Annotated in this window: 15 protein-coding genes; 8 read left to right on the forward strand and 7 right to left on the reverse strand. The window is 42.7% G+C overall.

The genetic code is table 11. From position 1 onward, the window contains the following. Positions 1 to 50: 50 nt before the first annotated feature. Positions 51 to 3,974, reverse strand: a complete 3,924-nt coding sequence (gene hrpA / locus ACWU4D_RS02700) for an ATP-dependent RNA helicase HrpA (RefSeq protein WP_456049833.1) — start codon at positions 3,972 to 3,974, stop codon at positions 51 to 53. 201 nt (positions 3,975 to 4,175) lie between these two features. Between hrpA and ACWU4D_RS02705 the strand changes: the two genes are divergently transcribed. Beyond that, the gene (locus tag ACWU4D_RS02705) at positions 4,176 to 4,538 is read left to right on the forward strand and encodes a VC1380 family protein (RefSeq protein ID WP_456049834.1); all 363 of its coding nucleotides are present in this window, start codon (positions 4,176 to 4,178) and stop codon (positions 4,536 to 4,538) included. A 63-nt stretch (positions 4,539 to 4,601) separates the two neighbouring features. Continuing rightward, positions 4,602 to 5,057, forward strand: a complete 456-nt coding sequence (locus tag ACWU4D_RS02710; protein ID WP_456049835.1) for a tellurite resistance TerB family protein — start codon at positions 4,602 to 4,604, stop codon at positions 5,055 to 5,057. A gap of 8 nt (positions 5,058 to 5,065) precedes the next feature. Here the strand turns inward: ACWU4D_RS02710 and ACWU4D_RS02715 are convergent, their stop codons facing one another. Beyond that, positions 5,066 to 5,410 carry a YajD family HNH nuclease gene (locus ACWU4D_RS02715; protein WP_456049836.1) on the reverse strand — a complete coding sequence of 115 codons (345 nt, stop codon included), beginning with the start codon at positions 5,408 to 5,410 and terminating at the stop codon, positions 5,066 to 5,068. A gap of 225 nt (positions 5,411 to 5,635) precedes the next feature. Here ACWU4D_RS02715 and ACWU4D_RS02720 point away from each other — a divergent pair, with 225 nt between their 5' ends. From ACWU4D_RS02720 to ACWU4D_RS02730, 3 genes are all read left to right on the forward strand, one after another. Further along, positions 5,636 to 6,175, forward strand: coding sequence for a peptidylprolyl isomerase (locus tag ACWU4D_RS02720; RefSeq protein ID WP_456049837.1), 540 nt, complete (start codon positions 5,636 to 5,638; stop codon positions 6,173 to 6,175). A gap of 140 nt (positions 6,176 to 6,315) precedes the next feature. Continuing rightward, entirely contained in the window at positions 6,316 to 7,182 is an 867-nt protein-coding gene (locus ACWU4D_RS02725; RefSeq protein ID WP_456049838.1) for an AraC family transcriptional regulator, read from the forward strand. Positions 7,183 to 7,263: 81 nt separating this feature from the next. Continuing rightward, positions 7,264 to 7,491 carry a glutaredoxin family protein gene (locus ACWU4D_RS02730; protein ID WP_456049839.1) on the forward strand — a complete coding sequence of 76 codons (228 nt, stop codon included), beginning with the start codon at positions 7,264 to 7,266 and terminating at the stop codon, positions 7,489 to 7,491. A 104-nt stretch (positions 7,492 to 7,595) separates the two neighbouring features. On the opposite strand, the gene ACWU4D_RS02735 is transcribed toward ACWU4D_RS02730, so the two are convergent. After that, entirely contained in the window at positions 7,596 to 8,594 is a 999-nt protein-coding gene (locus tag ACWU4D_RS02735; RefSeq protein ID WP_456049840.1) for a branched-chain amino acid aminotransferase, read from the reverse strand. A gap of 276 nt (positions 8,595 to 8,870) precedes the next feature. Next, a complete protein-coding gene (locus tag ACWU4D_RS02740) occupies positions 8,871 to 9,401 on the reverse strand; it encodes an exonuclease domain-containing protein (RefSeq protein ID WP_456049841.1) in 531 nt (176 codons plus the stop codon). 247 nt (positions 9,402 to 9,648) lie between these two features. Between ACWU4D_RS02740 and ACWU4D_RS02745 the strand changes: the two genes are divergently transcribed. Genes ACWU4D_RS02745 through ACWU4D_RS02755 form a run of 3 tightly spaced genes read left to right on the forward strand, consistent with a single transcriptional unit; the run spans position 9,649 to position 15,021 of the window. Further along, positions 9,649 to 10,269: a DUF2760 domain-containing protein gene (locus ACWU4D_RS02745; protein ID WP_456049842.1), complete on the forward strand. Its 621-nt coding sequence runs from the start codon at positions 9,649 to 9,651 to the stop codon at positions 10,267 to 10,269. Beyond that, positions 10,269 to 12,173, forward strand: a complete 1,905-nt coding sequence (locus ACWU4D_RS02750) for an Hsp70 family protein (RefSeq protein WP_456049843.1) — start codon at positions 10,269 to 10,271, stop codon at positions 12,171 to 12,173. Before ACWU4D_RS02745 ends, ACWU4D_RS02750 begins: the two co-directional genes overlap by 1 nt. Positions 12,174 to 12,219: 46 nt before the next feature. Continuing rightward, complete coding sequence (locus ACWU4D_RS02755) at positions 12,220 to 15,021, forward strand: Hsp70 family protein (protein WP_456049844.1); 2,802 nt, start codon at positions 12,220 to 12,222, stop codon at positions 15,019 to 15,021. A gap of 113 nt (positions 15,022 to 15,134) precedes the next feature. On the opposite strand, the gene ACWU4D_RS02760 is transcribed toward ACWU4D_RS02755, so the two are convergent. The 3 genes from ACWU4D_RS02760 to ACWU4D_RS02770 all read right to left on the reverse strand — a co-directional run bounded on the left by ACWU4D_RS02760 (position 15,135) and on the right by ACWU4D_RS02770 (position 18,345). Next, positions 15,135 to 16,436, reverse strand: a complete 1,302-nt coding sequence (locus ACWU4D_RS02760; protein ID WP_456049845.1) for a hypothetical protein — start codon at positions 16,434 to 16,436, stop codon at positions 15,135 to 15,137. 238 nt (positions 16,437 to 16,674) lie between these two features. After that, a complete protein-coding gene (locus ACWU4D_RS02765) occupies positions 16,675 to 17,313 on the reverse strand; it encodes a glutathione S-transferase family protein (RefSeq protein WP_456049846.1) in 639 nt (212 codons plus the stop codon). A gap of 99 nt (positions 17,314 to 17,412) precedes the next feature. Next, positions 17,413 to 18,345 carry an FG-GAP repeat domain-containing protein gene (locus ACWU4D_RS02770; RefSeq protein WP_456049847.1) on the reverse strand — a complete coding sequence of 311 codons (933 nt, stop codon included), beginning with the start codon at positions 18,343 to 18,345 and terminating at the stop codon, positions 17,413 to 17,415. Positions 18,346 to 18,434: the final 89 nt, after the last annotated feature.

An 18,434-nucleotide genomic window follows, 5' to 3' on the forward strand; every position in this document is an offset into this window, starting at 1 on the left:
AACTAATGCAAGTAGCATACCTAAACTTAACAATACTCGATAATTCATCTTCAATATTCTGAGATAACATTCTTGATACGTTTGTCTGATACGGGATAAGGCGTACCAAGTTGTTGAGCAAAAAAACTGACTCTCAGTTCTTCGAGCATCCAACGTATCTCCTTAACATTGTCAGGAACGGTAACAGATTTCGGGATCTTGTTGAGCAGTTGCTTGTAATCTTGTTGCACAGATTCAATTTTAAGCATATGCAGTCGATCTTTATTAGGATCAATGGGTAACTTCTCCAAACGGCGCTCTATGGCATTAAGATAACGCTGAATATCGGACAGCCTTTTGTAGCCACATTCAGTTGCAAACCCCTTAAAGATGAGCCCTTCTATTTGAGCTTTGATATCAGAAAGTGCAAAGGCCATGGTGAAGTCAACTTTGCCTTTTAACTTCTTATTAATCTGAAAAGCCGTCGTTAATATTGACTCTACTTGTTGTGCAATTTCAACAACAGTTTCGTCTAAATTCGCGCGAACGTGTTCCTTTAAACTGTCAAATTGTTGTGATTCCCAGACTAAACCGCCCTGCTGTTCAATCAGCTTGTCAATACCACACGAAATACAGTCGTCAATCAAATCCATCACTCTACCGTAGGGGTTAAAGTAGAGCCCTAATTTTGATTTATTTGGCAGATTCGAATGAAGATATTTAATTGGTGACGGAACATTGAGTAAAATCAAACGCCGTTGACCCGCTTTCATCGCTTGCTGTTGTTCGTGTTCGGTTTCAAATAAGCTAATTCCGACACTGTCTTTATCGTCTACTATCGCTGGGTACGCCTTAACTTCATAACCGCCCCGCTTCTGTTGATAAACCTGCGGCAGTTCTCCGAAACTCCAAGTGTGTAAACCTTTCTGCTCAATATCATCATCGGCAACTTGAGATAGGGTCTCTTTTACCTCGTCCTTTAAGCTCTCTTTCAGCTCGAACAGATCTTTATGCTCTTTAAGTTTACGGTTTTTATGATCGACTGAGCGGAATGTGACTTTGAGGTGATCGGGTACCTGCTCTAAGTTCCAAGCTTCTCGGGGAATTTCCACACCCGACATACGACGTAACTCTTTTTCTAAGGCATCGAGTAATGGCATTTCTAATGGTGTTACCCGAGACAAAAAGGCTTCTGCGTAATTTGGTGCTGGAACAAAATTCTTTCGCAATGTTTTTGGCAAAGACTTAATCAGAGCAATGACCAGTTCCTGGCGTAATCCTGGTATTTGCCAATCAAAACCAGCAGGCTCAACTTGATTAAGTACTGGTAATGGTAGATGCACAGTGACACCGTCACTATCTTCGCCCGGTTCAAATTGATAACTAAGCTTGAGCTTTAATTTATCCTGGTGCCAAAAGTTGGGATAATCCAAGTCGGTGACATGACTGGCATCGCCCTTAAACAGCATCTCTTTTTCGAAATTGAGTAAGTCTGGTTGGCTTTTACTGGTTTTCTTCCACCACGAATCAAAGTGACGACCTGAAACGACCTCAGTACCGACTCTCTGATCGTAGAATTGAAATAATTCTTCATCATCCACCAAAATGTCACGACGGCGCGATTTGTGTTCAAGCTCTTCTACTTCCATTAACAGACGGCGATTTTGCTTAAAGAAACTGTGTTTAGTAAACCAATCCCCTTCAACTAAAGCACTGCGAATGAAAATTTCACGACTTAACACTGGGTCAACGTTTCCATAATTAACTGAACGCTGAGCTATAATTGGAATACCGTAAAGCGTGACTTTTTCGAACCCCATAACAGCCGCACTTTTCTTCGACCAATGCGGTTCACTATAGCTACGTTTAATAAGATGTTGAGCAAGTGGTTCAACCCACTCTGGTTGAATCTTGGCTGCTATTCTCGCCCACAGTTTAGAGGTTTCGACCAACTCTGCCGCCACGACCCACTTAGGGTTCTTCTTAAACAGCGCTGATGCTGGAAACAGATTAAATCGAGCATTACGCGCGCCTTGATATTCTGGTTTCTCAGCGTCTTTTGCGCCAATGTGAGAAAGTAAACCAGTAAGAATTGACACATGAATCGCTTGATAGTTGCCCGGTTGATCATTGAGCTTGAAATCCATCTCGCGCATCGACTGATGCAGTTGAAAATAGACATCTTGCCATTCACGAATACGCAGATAATTTAGATATTCTTTTTTGCACTGACGTCGAAATTGATTACTACTCAACTCTTTTTGCTGTTCTTCGATGTGATTCCAAAGGTTTACGAGTGTGACGAAATCTGAATCCTCATCAAAAAAGCGTTTATGCTTTTCATCGGAAGCTTGCTTCTTATCTGAAGGACGCTCACGAGGATCTTGAATCGATAAGCCAGATGTAATAATCATCACTTCTTTCAAGCAGCCATTTTTTGTCGATTCCAACACCATTCGTGCTAGACGGGGATCTATCGGTAACCGTGACAACTGACGACCAATCGCGGTTAAGCGCTTTTTCTCACCAACTTTGCTCGCTCCGATGGCCCCAAGTTCTTCGAGTAAACGGACGCCGTCTTGAATATTGCGTTTATCAGGTGCTTCAACAAAGGGAAATGCCTCAATGTCGCCTAAACCCAACGCCGTCATCTGCAAGATAACCGATGCAAGGTTGGTACGCAGTATCTCTGGGTCGGTAAATTCGGGGCGGTTATCAAAATCCGATTCTGAGTAGAGACGAATGCAGATACCTGCTGCAACACGACCACAACGACCTTTACGTTGATTGGCACTCGCTTGAGAAACTGGTTCAATCGGTAAGCGCTGAACCTTAGTCCGATAACTGTAACGGCTGATTCTTGCAGTACCCGGATCGATAACATAACGAATACCCGGTACTGTTAACGATGTTTCTGCAACGTTTGTAGCAAGTACGATTCGTCTTCCAGTATGGGATTGAAAAATCTTATTTTGTTCGCCAGAGGAAAGCCTTGCATATAATGGGACAACCTCGGTATGACGCAAATTGCGTTTGTTTAATGCTTCTGCCGTATCTCTAATTTCCCGCTCGCCGTTCATAAAAATAAGAATGTCACCGTCGCTCTCATTCCCCAATTCATCGACAGCTTCGAAAATACCTTCAAGTTGATCACGGTCTGTGTCATCTTCACCACCTAACGGGCGATATCTTGTATCAACAGGATAAGTTCGTCCTGAAACCTCGATGATCGGTGCATTGTTAAAGTGTTTTGAAAAACGCTCAGGATCAATCGTTGCGGACGTGATAATGACTTTTAAATCAGGACGCTTTGGAAGTAGTTGTTTTAGATAACCGAGAATGAAATCAATATTGAGGCTGCGTTCGTGCGCTTCATCAATGATGATAGTGTCGTATTGATTTAAAAAGCGGTCATGCTGAATCTCAGCGAGCAAAATACCATCGGTCATCAATTTGATCTGGGTATCATCGGAAATTTTGTCATTAAATCGAACTTTATAGCCGGTGAAGTTACCCAGTTGAGTCTGCGTTTCCTCAGCGATCCGTGATGCTACCGAACGAGCAGCCAAGCGTCTTGGTTGAGTATGACCAATAAAGCCGAACTGCCCTCGCCCGAGCTCAACACAAATTTTGGGGATCTGCGTGGTTTTACCCGATCCAGTTTCACCGGCAATAATCACAACTTGATTTTGGCTAATTGCTTCTGCGATATCGTCTTTCTTTTGGCTAACTGGCAGAATTTCAGGATATTCAATCGTCGCACCGTGATTTGCTCTCGATTCTGCTTGAATGATCGACTTAGCAATATCAAGCGCGATTTCATCAAAAACCGCGTGTCTTGATTCCTCTTTTTTAATCCGCTGTGCACCATGAATACGTTTAGTTAAACGAAATCGGTCTCGCATCATACATTGGTTAACGGTGCCAAAAAGCGTCTTAGCATCGTTAGTGTTAGCTTGATTTGAATTTTTATTTGGAGATTGTGAGGCGGTCAAAACGAATCCTACGGTTTCAATGTTATCGATTTTGGCAGGATTGTATCATAATCATGTAACAAGACATCAAAGCAAACTCGTTATCTCTTTCTCGTCCAATTCGAGAATTTTTGCTACATTGAACCTAATGAGTTGATATTATTTCACATTCATTCACGATCACCATTACAATGATAATGTTTCCCCTACAGAGAACAAAAATTGAAAGCGTCTAAACTACTAGAAATATTGTCTGACTTACCTGAAGGAAGTGACCCTGACGTTGTCACTGGAGACGAGTGGTTGCCAGAACGTTTAATCAATGTCACGTCACAAGATGATTTCGTTTTTTGTGAATTCGACAATGCTCCGGAAGATGGTCAAGGTGATGATGAAGGTCGAGGCTTTGTCGATCACGAAATCGAACTGATCAAAAGCCACATTATGGCCGTTTTCTTAGAAAAAGCGCCTCTGGAACAAAAACAAAAAGCGATATTAAATTTAGTTTTATACGTTCATGAACACTTTCCTTCTGACGTTGTCGAAATGCTTGAGACACTTGAGCAATCTGTTGATGAGGAATGAACCGTCTCGTTATTCTAAATTTATTTGTTATTGATACTGGAAAAAGAAAAGGCAGGACTTATCATGTTTAGCGCAATCACTTCACTATTTAAAGAACTGTTAGACGGTAACGACTTATCGCGTTCAAACACTGATAACCCGAATTTGGCCATTGCCTGTATGTTAACGGAAGTCTCTGGCGCAGATTATGAAGTTGATGCGGCGGAAACTAACGCAAAGAGACATTTACTCGTAACTCTGACTCAGTTACCCGAGCAAGAATGTGATGAACTATTACGAGTGGCACAAGACAAAACCAAAAATTCGGTCTCTCTGTACGACTTTACCTCTCAGTTACGTGAACTCACTCAAGAACAACGTTATTCGCTAATCAAAGCAATGTGGGATGTGGCTCATGCTGATGGTGTCATTGATCCGCTAGAAGATGCTGTGATACGCAAATCGGCTGAATTGCTTTATGTTGATCACAGCTTATTTATTCGCGCGAAACTCTCATCTGGTGACGAGAGCGCATCGTAGCAAGAAATCTATTTCTTCATCATTTTAGCAAGATCGGCAAATGGATTGTAGGTCGCGCTTTCTTGTTCATCTTCACGGGCAGCAGTTTCCCCACCATATAGATCATGATCGAGGTACTTTGAATGTTCATGATCATGGCAATACAGGCATAATAATTCCCAATTGCTACCATCTTCTGGATTATTGGTATGGTTGTGATCGATGTGGTGTACTGTTAGTTCACGCAGATTTGAGTAAACAAACTCACGAGCACATTTGCCGCAAACCCATGGATAGAGTTTCAACGCTTTTTCACGGTATCCTTTCTCTTGACGAGCATACGCTGCGCTAGAACCTGTAAAATCTGATGACATAATAAAACCAATAATGATAAGTCGATAATAGCGCCTATTTTAGCACGGCTTTTTGTCTCTAAGGAATCTGCGTTACACGGTTATCATCACAATCCCTAACATACATTATTGATCTGAAATAACGCTTACCACATATTTCGTTACTAACCGTAGTTAATCAACCATTTCAAGATCAATTGCTTAGCGCTACACTAGAGCTTCGCACAAATTAAGGATTCCTAATCAATGAAATTACTCATATCTCTATGTACTCTACTGTTCAGTACTTTATCTTTCGCTGCAACAAACCCTATCGTTGTTATAGATACAACAAAAGGAGAAATTACACTCGAGCTATACGCCGATAAAGCGCCGGTTTCAGTCGACAACTTTCTCGCTTATATTGAAAAAGATGGGTATAAAAACACAACATTTCACCGTGTTATTAGTGACTTTATGATTCAAGGTGGCGGCTATGATAGTGCCAACCAACTTGTACCGACGCTTTCTGCAATCGAAAATGAATCGAAAAATGGTTTAAGTAATTTACGTGGTACCATTTCTATGGCGCGTACCAATGCCCCTCATTCAGCCACTCGTCAGTTTTTCATCAATCATAAAGACAATCTTTTCTTAGATGGCAACCCTGGAAAATGGGGATACGCAGTCTTTGGTAAAGTCGCTTCAGGTCTTGACGTTGTCGATGCGATCGCCGCGGTTAAAACGGGCCGAGCCGACAGACCTAACGACACCATCATGATTAATAGCATTTCTGTGCAAGAATAAGCGACTCAGCAACCGACGTTTATTAAGTTGGTATTCTCTTAATTCCATTTCCGTTTAAACAATACGATTGAGCAAGAATGGTTAAACCTGAAATAGCAGTATTCCATACACTTCTATTTCAGGTATCAAGAGGACGAACAATGAACGACGAACAACGCATCCAATCCGTTATTGAATATATAGGACAACACTTAGACGATGATCTATCACTCGAGTGTTTATCGGATGTCGCCTGCTTTTCAAAGTTCCATTTTCATCGTCTTTTTACCGCTTATACCGGGCTATCTTTACAACAATTTATTCGTTGGTTGCGCCTCAAACGAGCCGCTCACCAATTAATTATTGACCACACTACCACCATCATCACCATCGCCATTGATGCTGGGTTTGAATCGCATCAAGCGTTTACCCGAGCGTTTAAACACGCAACCGGACTCACGCCTAAGCAGTTCAGAATCCAAGGCAGTTGGGATATGTGGAAAAGCCCTCCTTATGTTATATCAAAGCTAGGAACAAAGATTATGGAACGTAATATTAATGTTGAAATAAAGCAGATTGAGTCGCGTCGTTTAGCCGTTATCGAGCATCGTGGAGATCCAGAGGATTTGGGTATTAGTGTAAACAAGCTCGTAAGTTGGGCGAAATCACAACCAATAAGCATAAAACCTTCTGCGGGAGACGCATTCGGGTTGGCGTATGATGACCCAGCAACAACAGACCCTGAGAAATTTCGGTTTGATCTCGCCCTCACGATTCCCAATAATTTGGTGATCTCCGATCCTAGCGTCACAGAAACCGAATTACCTCAGGGCCGTTACGCGATTGCTGTACATAAAGGCTCGCGAGATAATATCAGTGATACTATTTATCCGATGTTACGCGAATGGCTTCCAACATCTGGAGAACAACTTGGCGAACTCCCCTGCCTATTTTGTTATCAGAATTTCGAACACGAAGTAGCAGAAACCGAACTGGTTACCGAATGTTGGTTCTTATTAAAAGACTAGATTCTGTCGCGGATGTATTGCACCTCTAGTTTGATTCCGTATCATGAACGCTAATTACTGTTAAACCCATTGAGATTAAGAATGAAAAGACTGGTTTTATATGTTGCTGACAAGTGCCCACATTGCAAAGAAGCGCAGCGTTATTTGGATGAAAAAGGCTATCCGTACCGTTTGACCAATGCGAAAATGCAACGCGGTCGTAAAGAACTTCAAGCCATGGGCGCGCGAACTATACCTGTTCTTAAAATTGGCGATCAGGTGATGGTGGGTTGGAATCAAAAGAACTTTGAGAAGATCTATAAAAGCTAAACAGCAAAGCTCTATTTATCTCATACCCAATAAAAAACCAGCGTAACTATGCTGGTTTTTCTGTATTGCGAATCTGACTTATACGATAAATTTACTCAATCGTGTTAAGCAATTTTCGTTAGCCAGTTATGAGTATCCGGCGCTTTACCCCATTGGATATCATTGAGTGCTTGGCGCAGTTTTTGAGCCATTGGCCCTTCTTCGCCTGAACCTACTTTGTAATCAACACCGTTATGAATCAGCGTACCAACAGAGGTTAATACTGCAGCGGTTCCAGAAAGCATAGCTTCAACGCCCGGTTTTGCTGCGCGTTCCAAAAGCTCTTCTACTGAGACTTCACGTTCTGATACTGTCATCCCTAAGTCTTTAGCAATGGTTAAGATACTTGAACGAGTGACACCATGAAGGAAGCTAGAGTCTAATGCCTTAGTGATGATTTCATTGCCATCGACAATTAGGAAGTTGGCCGCACCAGTTTCAGTAATATAGCCGTTTGGACAGAATAAGATCTGATCAGCCTGATACTCTTTCTTTGCTTCTAGAGTTGGAGCAAGGGCACTTGCATAGTTACCACCACTCTTAATCATTCCCATATGCGGCGCACAACGTTGACCCGTTTCATCCAACAGTAGACGCAATGCACAAGAGCCACCGGCGAAGTAATCACCCACCGGTGACAACAAAATATATAAAAATGAAGTTAACGATGGCGCTGCCGCTTTTCCGACTGCTGCTTCTGTTCCAATATGAGTTGGACGAATATACATTGAACCTGGAGGTACAGGTACATCGGCCGCATACTGCGCTACGATGTCTTTAATCATGTTCGACACTTGTTCTTTGTCGATTTGAGGAAGAGACAATAATTCACTGCTTTGCGAGAAACGCTCGATATTTTGGTCCATACGGAAAACATGGACGCTACCATCGTCATGACGAAATGCTTTCAAGCCTTCAAAACAAGTACTTGAATAATGTAAGACGTGTGCGCCAGGATGAAGAGAAATACTATCTGATGAAACGATCTGAGTGTCAGACCATTGATTATTTTCGAATGTTGCTAATGCCATTTTCGGCATAAACACGCTACCAAAAGCCGCCATTATGATTTCCTACTAAATGAAATTACGAAATGAGTGTATGAGCAAGTTTGGCCAGGCGATGATGATTAGGTGTCCAAAACTTAGCTACAGAATACTAAAACAGTTTACGTCTATAAGAAAGTGGGATTATGCCATTGATGCGCATTCACTGTATATTTATTGAAATAATAAAGAAATTTGTTAAATAACATCAATTTTGGCGCTCTTAACCAAATTCTCTGTAGAAAAAGATTTTTTACTTATTCGAACAATGGTGCATAGAGCTTATCTTTCACGCTAGAGCATTTCTAACGCTATTTTCGCCAAGTTGTGCGCGTCAACATAGCCTGAGTGCTGCCGACCTTCCCACTCGATACCTAACTTTTCCTGTGCATCGCGATGACCGATACGTTTATCTTTTAATCGATGTTGAATGCGATATAAGGTCGCAAGATTGATGTATTCCTTAAATGGCATTGTCAGCCCTTTACTCTCACACTCTTGCTGCAATATAAGATCATCTCTACCCCACGCCGCGTAAATCTTATTAGAACCGCCAAAATTCTTGATCATACTTTTCAGCACTTGTTCTAGCGTTCTTCCTTGCTTTTCAATCGTACGTCGAGTGATACCGGTTAACTCTGTGCAAAATGGAGAGATTTCGTCGTGCTCAGGCTTAACGTAATATTGCGCGCGCTTCATTATTTCGCCTTTTTCGACATCAATTTCTGCCAAGCCAATCTCAATAATTTCGCCACTCGTGCCAACACCATCGGTGTTCCAACAACACATTTCCAGATCAAAACATACGATACGGTTGTGATTCACAGTTCCATTACCTTTTTCTATATTCTGCCGCGATGATACCGAACTGATAAAAAAAATCGATGCTTTATCTAGTTGTATATTTATCAGTGGACAAATAATGTACTAATAGAAGAGATTATTCGTAATAAGAAGTAAACGGAATCTTACATTCGAACGGATTGTGGTAATATCTGGCCAAATTTATCCTCATTAATTTCAGCTTGGAGCCTGTGTTTCCGAGCTTTATCAATAAAGCTGAGTGTTTGTTATGAACTTCGATTTAAATATTATTCCTGAAACCTTCGATATGCTTCACGCTGGATTGGCTGCAAGTAGCGTACTTTTTCTAATCATTGCCGCGACTCGTAAAGGTAAAGTGATTGAAAAGCCGATAGAGAAGATCGTTGAAGTTGAAAGAACCGTCGACAAAATTGTTGAAGTCGAAAAAGTCGTAGAAGTTGAAAAGATTGTCGAGAAAGTCGTTCAAGTTGAATCTAAAGTCCACAGCGCTTCGACCGATTCAGCCATGCAATTATTATCACTAATGCAAAAAGAAGCTCGATTGATCGATTTCTTAAATGAAGATGTGACCGCTTATTCAGATGAAGAAGTCGGTGCCGCAGCACGTGTTATTCATGGCGGCGGTCAGAAATTACTTAAAGAATACATATCTCTTAGTCCTGTACGTGTAGAAGACGAAGAGTCTCGAGTTATGGTTGAAGAAGGATTTAACTCTCAAGCCATTCGCTTAACCGGTAATGTTACTGGAAGTGCTCCGTTCACTGGTACGCTTATTCACAAAGGTTGGAAAGTGAATAGCATTACACTGCCGAAAGTTTCTCAAGATTTTGATGCGTCTATCGTTGCGCCAGCAGAGGTTGAACTGTAATGGCACATTCTCCACGTTATAGTGTTGGTATCGATTTAGGGACAACACACTGCGTACTGTCGTACGTCGATCATCAAGAAAATTCGCATCTAGTTCATGTTTTTTCCGTGCCGCAAATGACAGGTCCCGGAACGGTTGAATCATTAAATCAGTTGGGGTCATTTGTATATCAACCCCACGAACATGAAATGGACGTCAGCTCCCGAGCGCTTCCATGGACAACAGAGCCGTTAGCGTTAGTTGGGGCTGTTGCGCGAAACCTTGGAAGTAAAACGCCAATTCGTTTGGTTTCGAGTGCGAAATCATGGTTATGTCATGCTGGTATTAACCGTAAAGAAGCGATACTTCCTGCGGGTAGCCCTGAGGACGTCGAAAAAATCTCCCCAGTAGAAGCAACGGAATTATATCTTGCTCACCTTATTGAAGCGTGGGATTTTCAATTCACTGATGCTCCACTTTCTGAGCAAGATGTCACGGTGACAATACCTGCCTCTTTTGATCCAGGTGCACGAGAACTTACCGCTGAAGCAGCACGCTCTGTTGGATTTGAACATCTTACCCTTTTAGAAGAACCGCAAGCTGCACTGTACAGTTGGATCGATAAAAATGGCGATCAGTGGCGTGATGAACTGAATGTCGGCGACATTGTTTTGGTTGTTGATATTGGCGGCGGAACAACCGACTTATCTTTAGTGGAAGTGACTGAAGAAGATGGTAACCTCGCATTAAACCGAATCGCAGTAGGTGAACATATTTTGCTTGGCGGCGATAATATGGATCTCGCCCTCGCCTACCGTTTGAAAATGAAATTAGCTCAACAAGGTAAAGAGCTGCAAAATTGGCAAGTACAAGCGATGATGCACGCCTGCCGTGATGCTAAAGAAACCTTGCTTAGCGACAACGATATTAACGAAGTTTCAATTGTCGTACCGAGCCGCGGTTCTAAATTACTCGGCGCAACACTCAAAACAGAATTAACCCGTGACGAAGTACAGCAAACCTTAGTTGACGGATTCTTCCCTATTGTGAACGTTTCCGAACAGCCAGCGCAAAGAGCACGCGGCGCATTAACTCAAATGGGATTACCGTACGCGCAAGATGCCGGTATTACGCGCCACATCGCAGCATTTCTGACTAAGCAAGCCAATGCAAATCAAGAGACGGAACAAGCCTCACCGTTTGATATGTCATTTGCTGGCATTCCTGGAGAAATGTCTGGAGAAATGTCTGGAGCAGCACCTTCAGTAGAATTCATTAAACCCACGGCGATTCTATTCAATGGTGGGGTTCTAAAATCATCACTTCTCGCGAATCGTTTGCTGTCAACATTGAATCAATGGTTAACCGATGCACAAGCCCCTAATGCGAAAGCACTACAAGTGATTGATTTGGATCTGGCGGTAGCACAAGGCGCAGCCTACTACAGTACGATTCGCAAAGGTGATGGCGTCAGAATTCGCGGTGGTATCGCTTCGTCGTATTACGTTGGAATTGAAAGTTCTATGCCTGCGATTCCGGGCATGGCACCACCATTAGAAGCTTTGTGTGTAGCACCGTTTGGTATGGAAGAAGGCGCAAGTGTTACGTTAGATACTCAAGAATTCGGCTTGATCATTGGCCAACCCGTTGAGTTTCAATTCTTTGGTTCAACGGTACGCCGTGATGATATTGCAGGAACCCATTTAGAATCGTGGGGTAATGATGAATTGGTAGAATTACCAGAAATACTAATGACTCTTCCTGTCTCTGAAGGTCGCTCTCAAGGCCAAGTGGTTCCCGTTACGTTGGCCGCTGATGTAACTGAAGTCGGTACACTGCGTTTATCTGCGATTGCCAGTGATAATGGACAAAGTTGGCAAGTTGAATTTGACGTCCGTGAAGAGACAACGTCAGAATCTGAGTAATTAATTTACGGCATCTTAGGGTGCCGTTTTTTTCAAGAGAGTGATTATGGCATCTCCGAGATACCTTGTCGGCATCGACCTTGGCACGACGAATTCTGTTGTCGCCTATTGTGAAAATACCAAAGAGTTAAAAAACAGCCCGGTAGAAATTTTCCAGATTGATCAGCTCGTTGGACCTGGAGAAGTCGTACGTAGGCCTCTATTACCTTCATTTCGCTATCATCCTGCCAAAGGCCAAATACTTGAATCAGATCTTCAACTTCCGTGGGAAACCAGTGTAGTCGAAGGAGATTTTCCACTAGCCATTATTGGCGAATGGGCACGAAACTTAGGCGCTCAAGTTGAAGGACGACAAGTATCGAGTGCAAAAAGTTGGTTGTCACACCAAGCGGTCGACCGTAAGGAAGCAATTTTACCTTGGGCTGCCAACGAAGATACCGAAAAAGTCTCGCCACTGATTGCTAGCGCCAGTTATTTAAACCACATCCGCTTAGCGTGGAACTTTCATCATCCTAGCTTCCCGTTAGAACAGCAAGAAGTCGTTGTCACGGTTCCGGCATCGTTTGATGAAAGTGCTCGAAAACTGACACTCGAAGCGGCGGAACTTGCTGGTTTAAGCCAAATATTATTACTCGAAGAGCCCCAAGCGGTGTTTTACGATTGGTATGCACGCTATCAAGATGTCGCAGAAGAGAAACTCAAAGACGTTCCACTGGTCTTGGTGTGCGATGTTGGCGGCGGAACCACAGACTTAAGCCTAATTTCCGCACAACATGGCGAAAACGGGTTAAGTCTCAACCGTATCGGTGTCGGCGAACATTTAATGCTCGGTGGAGACAACATCGACCTTGCTCTCGCTCATATAACCGAGCAACGCTTAAACGGTGCTCAGAAATTATCGGCTGCACGGCTTAGTAAACTTATTCAACAAACCCGTCATGCGAAAGAAAGCTTGTTAATTGAAGATGCAGCAGAGAGCGCTAAAATTACGTTACTCGGCAGTGGCTCAAAGCTGCTCGGTGGTACCAAGTCGGTCGCATTGTCGAAGGAAGAAGTGCAAAACATCGCGATTGATGGATTCTTCCCTGTGACCTCATTTGACGAGCATCCTTCTCAGCGGCAACGTGCAGTTGTCGAATTTGGGCTGCCGTACGTATCGGATCCTGCCGTATCAAAACACGTAGCTCAATTTTTACATCAGCACCAAGAGATCGCCCGCCAAGCCAGTGGCGACAATAATGAAACTCAAGTTCCAGTCGGTTTACTACTCAATGGTGGTGTCTTCAACAGTCCACTGATTGAAACTCGCATGGCTGAGGTTTTGGAAGGTTGGAAAGGTGATCCTGTCACCGTACTCGACAACCCTCACCCGGATTTGTCTGTTGCACTTGGAGCGGTTTCTTATGCAAAAGCGCGACGTGGCGCTCAACTTAAAATTGGTGGCGGTGTCGCCCGTTCGTATTTTCTTCAACTGACTGAAAACGGTAAAGACAAAGCGATATGTTTGTTAGCGAAAGGAACCGAAGAGAGCCAAGAGATTCGTCTGACCAGCCGCCGTTTTGCATTAACCTTGGGTGAACCTGTTCGTTTTAATTTATTGACCACGACTCACGATACCGTTCACCCAAATACGCCGATCCAGAATGGCTTACTGACCCAATTTAATACTGAGCAGTTTCACCCACTTCCACCGTATATAAGCTCTTTAGCTGGCGATACAGATTCTGAACTTGCTGCGAACCAAAAACAACGTCAAGAAGTCTACCTAGCGAGTCAACTAACACCTGTCGGCACACTGCAGGTTGAATGTGTCAATACTGAAGACAGAGACCAACGTTGGTTGCTCGAATTTGAAGTGCGTAATCAATCAACTCAAAGTAATTCTTCGCCACAGAAAACCAATCCAAAGTTAATTCAAGCCACTGAGGTTATTGCTCAGCTTTACAGTGCCAATCGCGCAAATAAAGACGACAAAGCTATCAAGCGAATTAATAAGGATTTGGAGTCGTTATTAGGTGCACGCGAAGAGTGGGACTTTGAAACGCTCAGAACGCTGTTTGATGCCATTGTAAAAGGAAAAAAAAGACGTCGTCGTTCGGATTTACATGAAAAACATTGGTTGCGCTTAACCGGTTTTTCACTTCGTCCAGGCTTTGGTGATGCCGTCGATGAATGGCGAATTAAACAACTTTGGGAAGTTTTCTCTCAGGGTATTCAGTGCAAAGATCAGCAAACATGGAGTGATTGGTGGACTTGTTGGCGTCGAGTCAGTGGTGGTTTAGATCAAGATCAACAAGAACAATTGTTGGCCGCGATTGCCAAGTACCTTCACCCAGGCGCACATCGTAACAAGTCCAATAATGAAGCCTACCAAAAAGGTTACGACGCGATGGTTCGTCTTGCTGCGTCACTTGAGCACCTTGAGGTAGAAGACAAAACGTTATTGGCGAATTGGTTTATCGCTCGAGCTCAAAATAGTACCGACTATCGCCAGAGCCATTGGTGGGCGGTCGGTCGATTAGCATCGCGTTCATTATTTTATGGCAGTGCTCATAAGGTTATTCCTCGTGCTCAAGCCGAACAGTGGTTGGAAAAACTACTACCTCTCGATTGGAAACAAGATCAAATGCTGGTTTTTGCCGTCGTTATGATGTGTCGTAAAACAGGTGACCGATTACTCGATATTTCAGACTCGATGCGTGAACGCGTATTGGAAAAACTAAATGGTGTGAAGTGCCCTGCCAGTTGGAAAGTTTTGATGACAGAAGTCTCCTCATTAGACCAAGGCGAAGCAAAACGTTTACTCGGTGATAGCCTTCCTAATGGTCTTAGATTGGTAAAAGAATAAAACAACGAGTTTGTTTTCGTTAGTTAGCTTTGTTAAACGAAGAAAATAAAGAGAATAGATGTCAGACATCTATTCTCTGAACCGACCTAAAAACAGATAACGAGATAGCTGCTTTACTCGCTGTCACCGACTAGATATGCCCCTTCAGGTCTTACATATTCTGCGTAGTCGGCTTTCGGACTCTGCGCCATTCTATCGTTGATTTCTATCATGATGTCCATCTCATCAGATGTCATATAACCATCCGTTTGAGTCGTTGACCACGTCATTGCAGCACCATCATCGGTAATAGTACGAACAAATCGATAGGCTTGCTCAACCTCAAAAACAAGGTCAGCATTTGAGCCACTCCATGAGTTTCTGATAGGGAACCAGCCATGTTTGAGCGTATTATTGCTTCCGTCGTAGCTTTCCCACGGAGTTTCGGCCATATCTGGGATCGTATATTCCTCATAACCCCATGAGTTAGGTGGTGCCCCTCTACCTAACGGAGTGACATGCCCTGCGGTGAAATCGCCATATTCATTTAATGGTACATGTTTAACGATTTTATAGTCGGAATCATCTTCATCATCTGTACCATCACTATCAACATACAAAAAGTTACCGTCTTCATCCGTAAAATAGGCTTTTGATTTGTTAACAGCAATCGCTAGCGTTGGATCAACACTGCGTAACATTTCGATAAAATCAGACAGTTCACCAGGCAAATTACTCGCATTATCTAACCAATACCCATCGACTAATCCATCGAATCGTTCAGCATAACCCAACACTAAGTTGCGCCAAGCCGCACCTTCGTCGCCATCCCACTCGTCGTTAAAGTAATCTTCCCACGCTTCTTGAATTTCTGGGTCTCCACGCTCCTCTGCCATTGAAGGACCAGCCGCATTTAAATAAAGAATGACCTTTTTTCCTGCATCGCGGTAGATATCAATGACATCAAGAATTATTTGCTCGTGTTCTATCGCTGGCACCATATCTGGGTGGATGGCAGCGACATCGACATTATTATTCGTACGCAATGTAAATAGATATGCATGAGCGGGGTGTGTAAACGATGTAATCACATGTCCTGCTGCCGGAATGTTAGCGACAATCTCCCCGGCTCCAGTTTGCCAGTCGGATGAACCCGCAGAAGCATCAAGTTTATATCCGCCATCGACTCGTTGGGTGATCCCCCAAGAACCTTCCAACCAACTCGCAAGATAATCACTATCTGAAACTAACACGTCTTCAGTAGTGTCGTGAGTAAGCTCTTCTGTAATTTCGTCAGTAGATGCATCAGTGGTCTCATCTGTAGTTTCGTCGGTAGACTCAGATATGCCAGTAGATGCGCCGCTATCGGCTTGACACCCAAATAAACTAACGGACATTACAAATGCTAATAGGCCAAACTTCATGTTCTTTTTCATTGTCACCCAAAATCAATCTGATCAAATAAATAGTAATACCGACACCTGTGATGTGTTTACTATATTAAATTATGTATTTTGAGCGACTCTAGCATGATAGTTATCGCGTAAATATTAGGAGTTAATGATTTTAAAATTTAATAAAGCTTGCTCTCAATACCGAGAACCAACGTTGTATTAAAAGCAATAAAGTCGTAAATTAAAATAAGTAGATGTGTTGTAATGACTTATTTTGGTATTATTTAAATTGTTCTAAATCTATCCCTTCAATGTCACAAACCGCTTGAATCGTTGGGTTTAAACTCAGTTTATTCAGATACGCCGCTAGGTGTTTGAAACTGAGCGGTGATTTTTCTATTGATAACACCCACCCTACAAGCATAAATAAGAAATAATCACATGCCGTTAAAGTATCGCCAAGCAAGTAGTCGTTGTGTTCAAGTTGATCATTAATAATTGATAGCGCATCAGCAATTCTATCCTCTTGCGCAGCAACAACATTTGGAATTGTCGTTACATCATTGGTATGACGGTGGGCGTAATATCGAACCATGGTTTCTGCTTGTAACGTATTATTCAAGAAGGCAAGCCATTGAAAAAATAAAGGTCGTTTAGGATCACCAATAGATGGCATTAATTCTGACTCAGGGTAAAATTCGCAGATATGGATGCAAATAGCGGGACTTTCGAAAATAGACTGGTCATTCACAACTAATGTGGGAATTCGCCCCGTTGGGTTCAGCTTGAGGTAATCCGCTGATTTATGAAAGTCAGACTTTTTATCGACTAATAATAGCTCATAGTCAGCCTTTAAGTGATGAAGCAAAAAGTGAGGCGCTAGACTCGCATTATTGGGATAATAATAAAGCTTGAACAAATTTGACTCCTTGTCTTATACATTTTGGATATTTTGACTCATAACCGTATTTTTGAACATCGACCATAAGAACCATAGGTTGATTTCAAACCTCAGTGCTCACATCTGTAATGTTAACTTGAACGACTGACCATTTATCAATGTAAATGACCATTGGTTTCGTCCCGCGGGCGTAAGTGACGTCTCTAAACGACTTGGTAACGACACTCGACTGCGTTCCTGTAATTGACCATTTTCCCATTCCAACAGAACAAGAGCTTGGTGTGCTTGATCGGGTACTATCAGTAAATCTTTTTCTGTTTGGCTTTGACCTTCTTTTTCAACTGAGTGAGCAACAGTCCCCAAACCAAGTTCGGTGCTGCCTATACGATGGTTGCTCACGCCAAGATATTCAGTAAGCAAAGTTAGATCTGATTTCGTGTAGCGATAGACATGTAACTTGCCGCCTATGTGTGGTGTTACAATAAGGGTAACATCAGTGACACCGTCACCATCAAAGTCTCCTACTCCAATTGGGTTTAGCCACCGAAACGAACGCCCGATAAAGGGAGTTGATGTTACTCTGACGATAGCATTAGATTCTACCTGAAATAGAGATAAAGACGCGCCGAGTTCAGCGTCGCTTTCAATCGTAATAATTTCATCAATACCATCGCCATCAAGATCGATTACTCTTGGTTCTAAATCTTCAAATACTCGTGTGTTGGGTAACGAAAACTCTAGAGTCTTACCTTCACGGGTTTCAATACTAAGGGTTGCCGCTTCACTTTCATCGCCCAAAATCCCATGTGGATAACGCTCGGTCGCATCGGTGTACCATGCCGTTGACACATCATTGTCACCATAAGCAATTCGACTTAAAGGGATTTGCCCCGGTCTTTGTTCAATGTTGTTAGTATTTGCCTTCAATTCAACAGGTGTAATCGTTAACTCATTTGCTTTTACATTTGGTAATAACACCAAAGATAATGTCACAAACAGCAATACACGAAGTCGTGTTACGAATGGAAAATGGAGTTGGCATAGTCGCAAAATATCGCCTCCGTGTTAAAGCATCATGAGTAGAAAAGTAAAACGAAAAAAAGGTGTGTTATTTTAGAAAATAACACACCTATCGTTAT

The organism is Vibrio phycocola (genome assembly GCF_053850235.1).

Bases quoted from the DNA above. Each gene is read 5' to 3' on its own strand.
- ACWU4D_RS02750 (WP_456049843.1), top strand. From the start codon at position 10,269: ATGGCACATTCTCCACGTTATAGTGTTGGTATCGATTTAGGGACAACA.
- ACWU4D_RS02720 (WP_456049837.1), top strand. From the start codon at position 5,636: ATGAAATTACTCATATCTCTATGTACTCTACTGTTCAGTACTTTATCT.
- ACWU4D_RS02725 (WP_456049838.1), top strand. From the start codon at position 6,316: ATGAACGACGAACAACGCATCCAATCCGTTATTGAATATATAGGACAA.
- ACWU4D_RS02730 (WP_456049839.1), top strand. From the start codon at position 7,264: ATGAAAAGACTGGTTTTATATGTTGCTGACAAGTGCCCACATTGCAAA.
- ACWU4D_RS02735 (WP_456049840.1), bottom strand. From the start codon at position 8,594: ATGGCGGCTTTTGGTAGCGTGTTTATGCCGAAAATGGCATTAGCAACA.
- ACWU4D_RS02760 (WP_456049845.1), bottom strand. From the start codon at position 16,436: ATGAAAAAGAACATGAAGTTTGGCCTATTAGCATTTGTAATGTCCGTT.
- ACWU4D_RS02755 (WP_456049844.1), top strand. From the start codon at position 12,220: ATGGCATCTCCGAGATACCTTGTCGGCATCGACCTTGGCACGACGAAT.
- ACWU4D_RS02745 (WP_456049842.1), top strand. From the start codon at position 9,649: ATGAACTTCGATTTAAATATTATTCCTGAAACCTTCGATATGCTTCAC.
- ACWU4D_RS02715 (WP_456049836.1), bottom strand. From the start codon at position 5,410: ATGTCATCAGATTTTACAGGTTCTAGCGCAGCGTATGCTCGTCAAGAG.
- ACWU4D_RS02710 (WP_456049835.1), top strand. From the start codon at position 4,602: ATGTTTAGCGCAATCACTTCACTATTTAAAGAACTGTTAGACGGTAAC.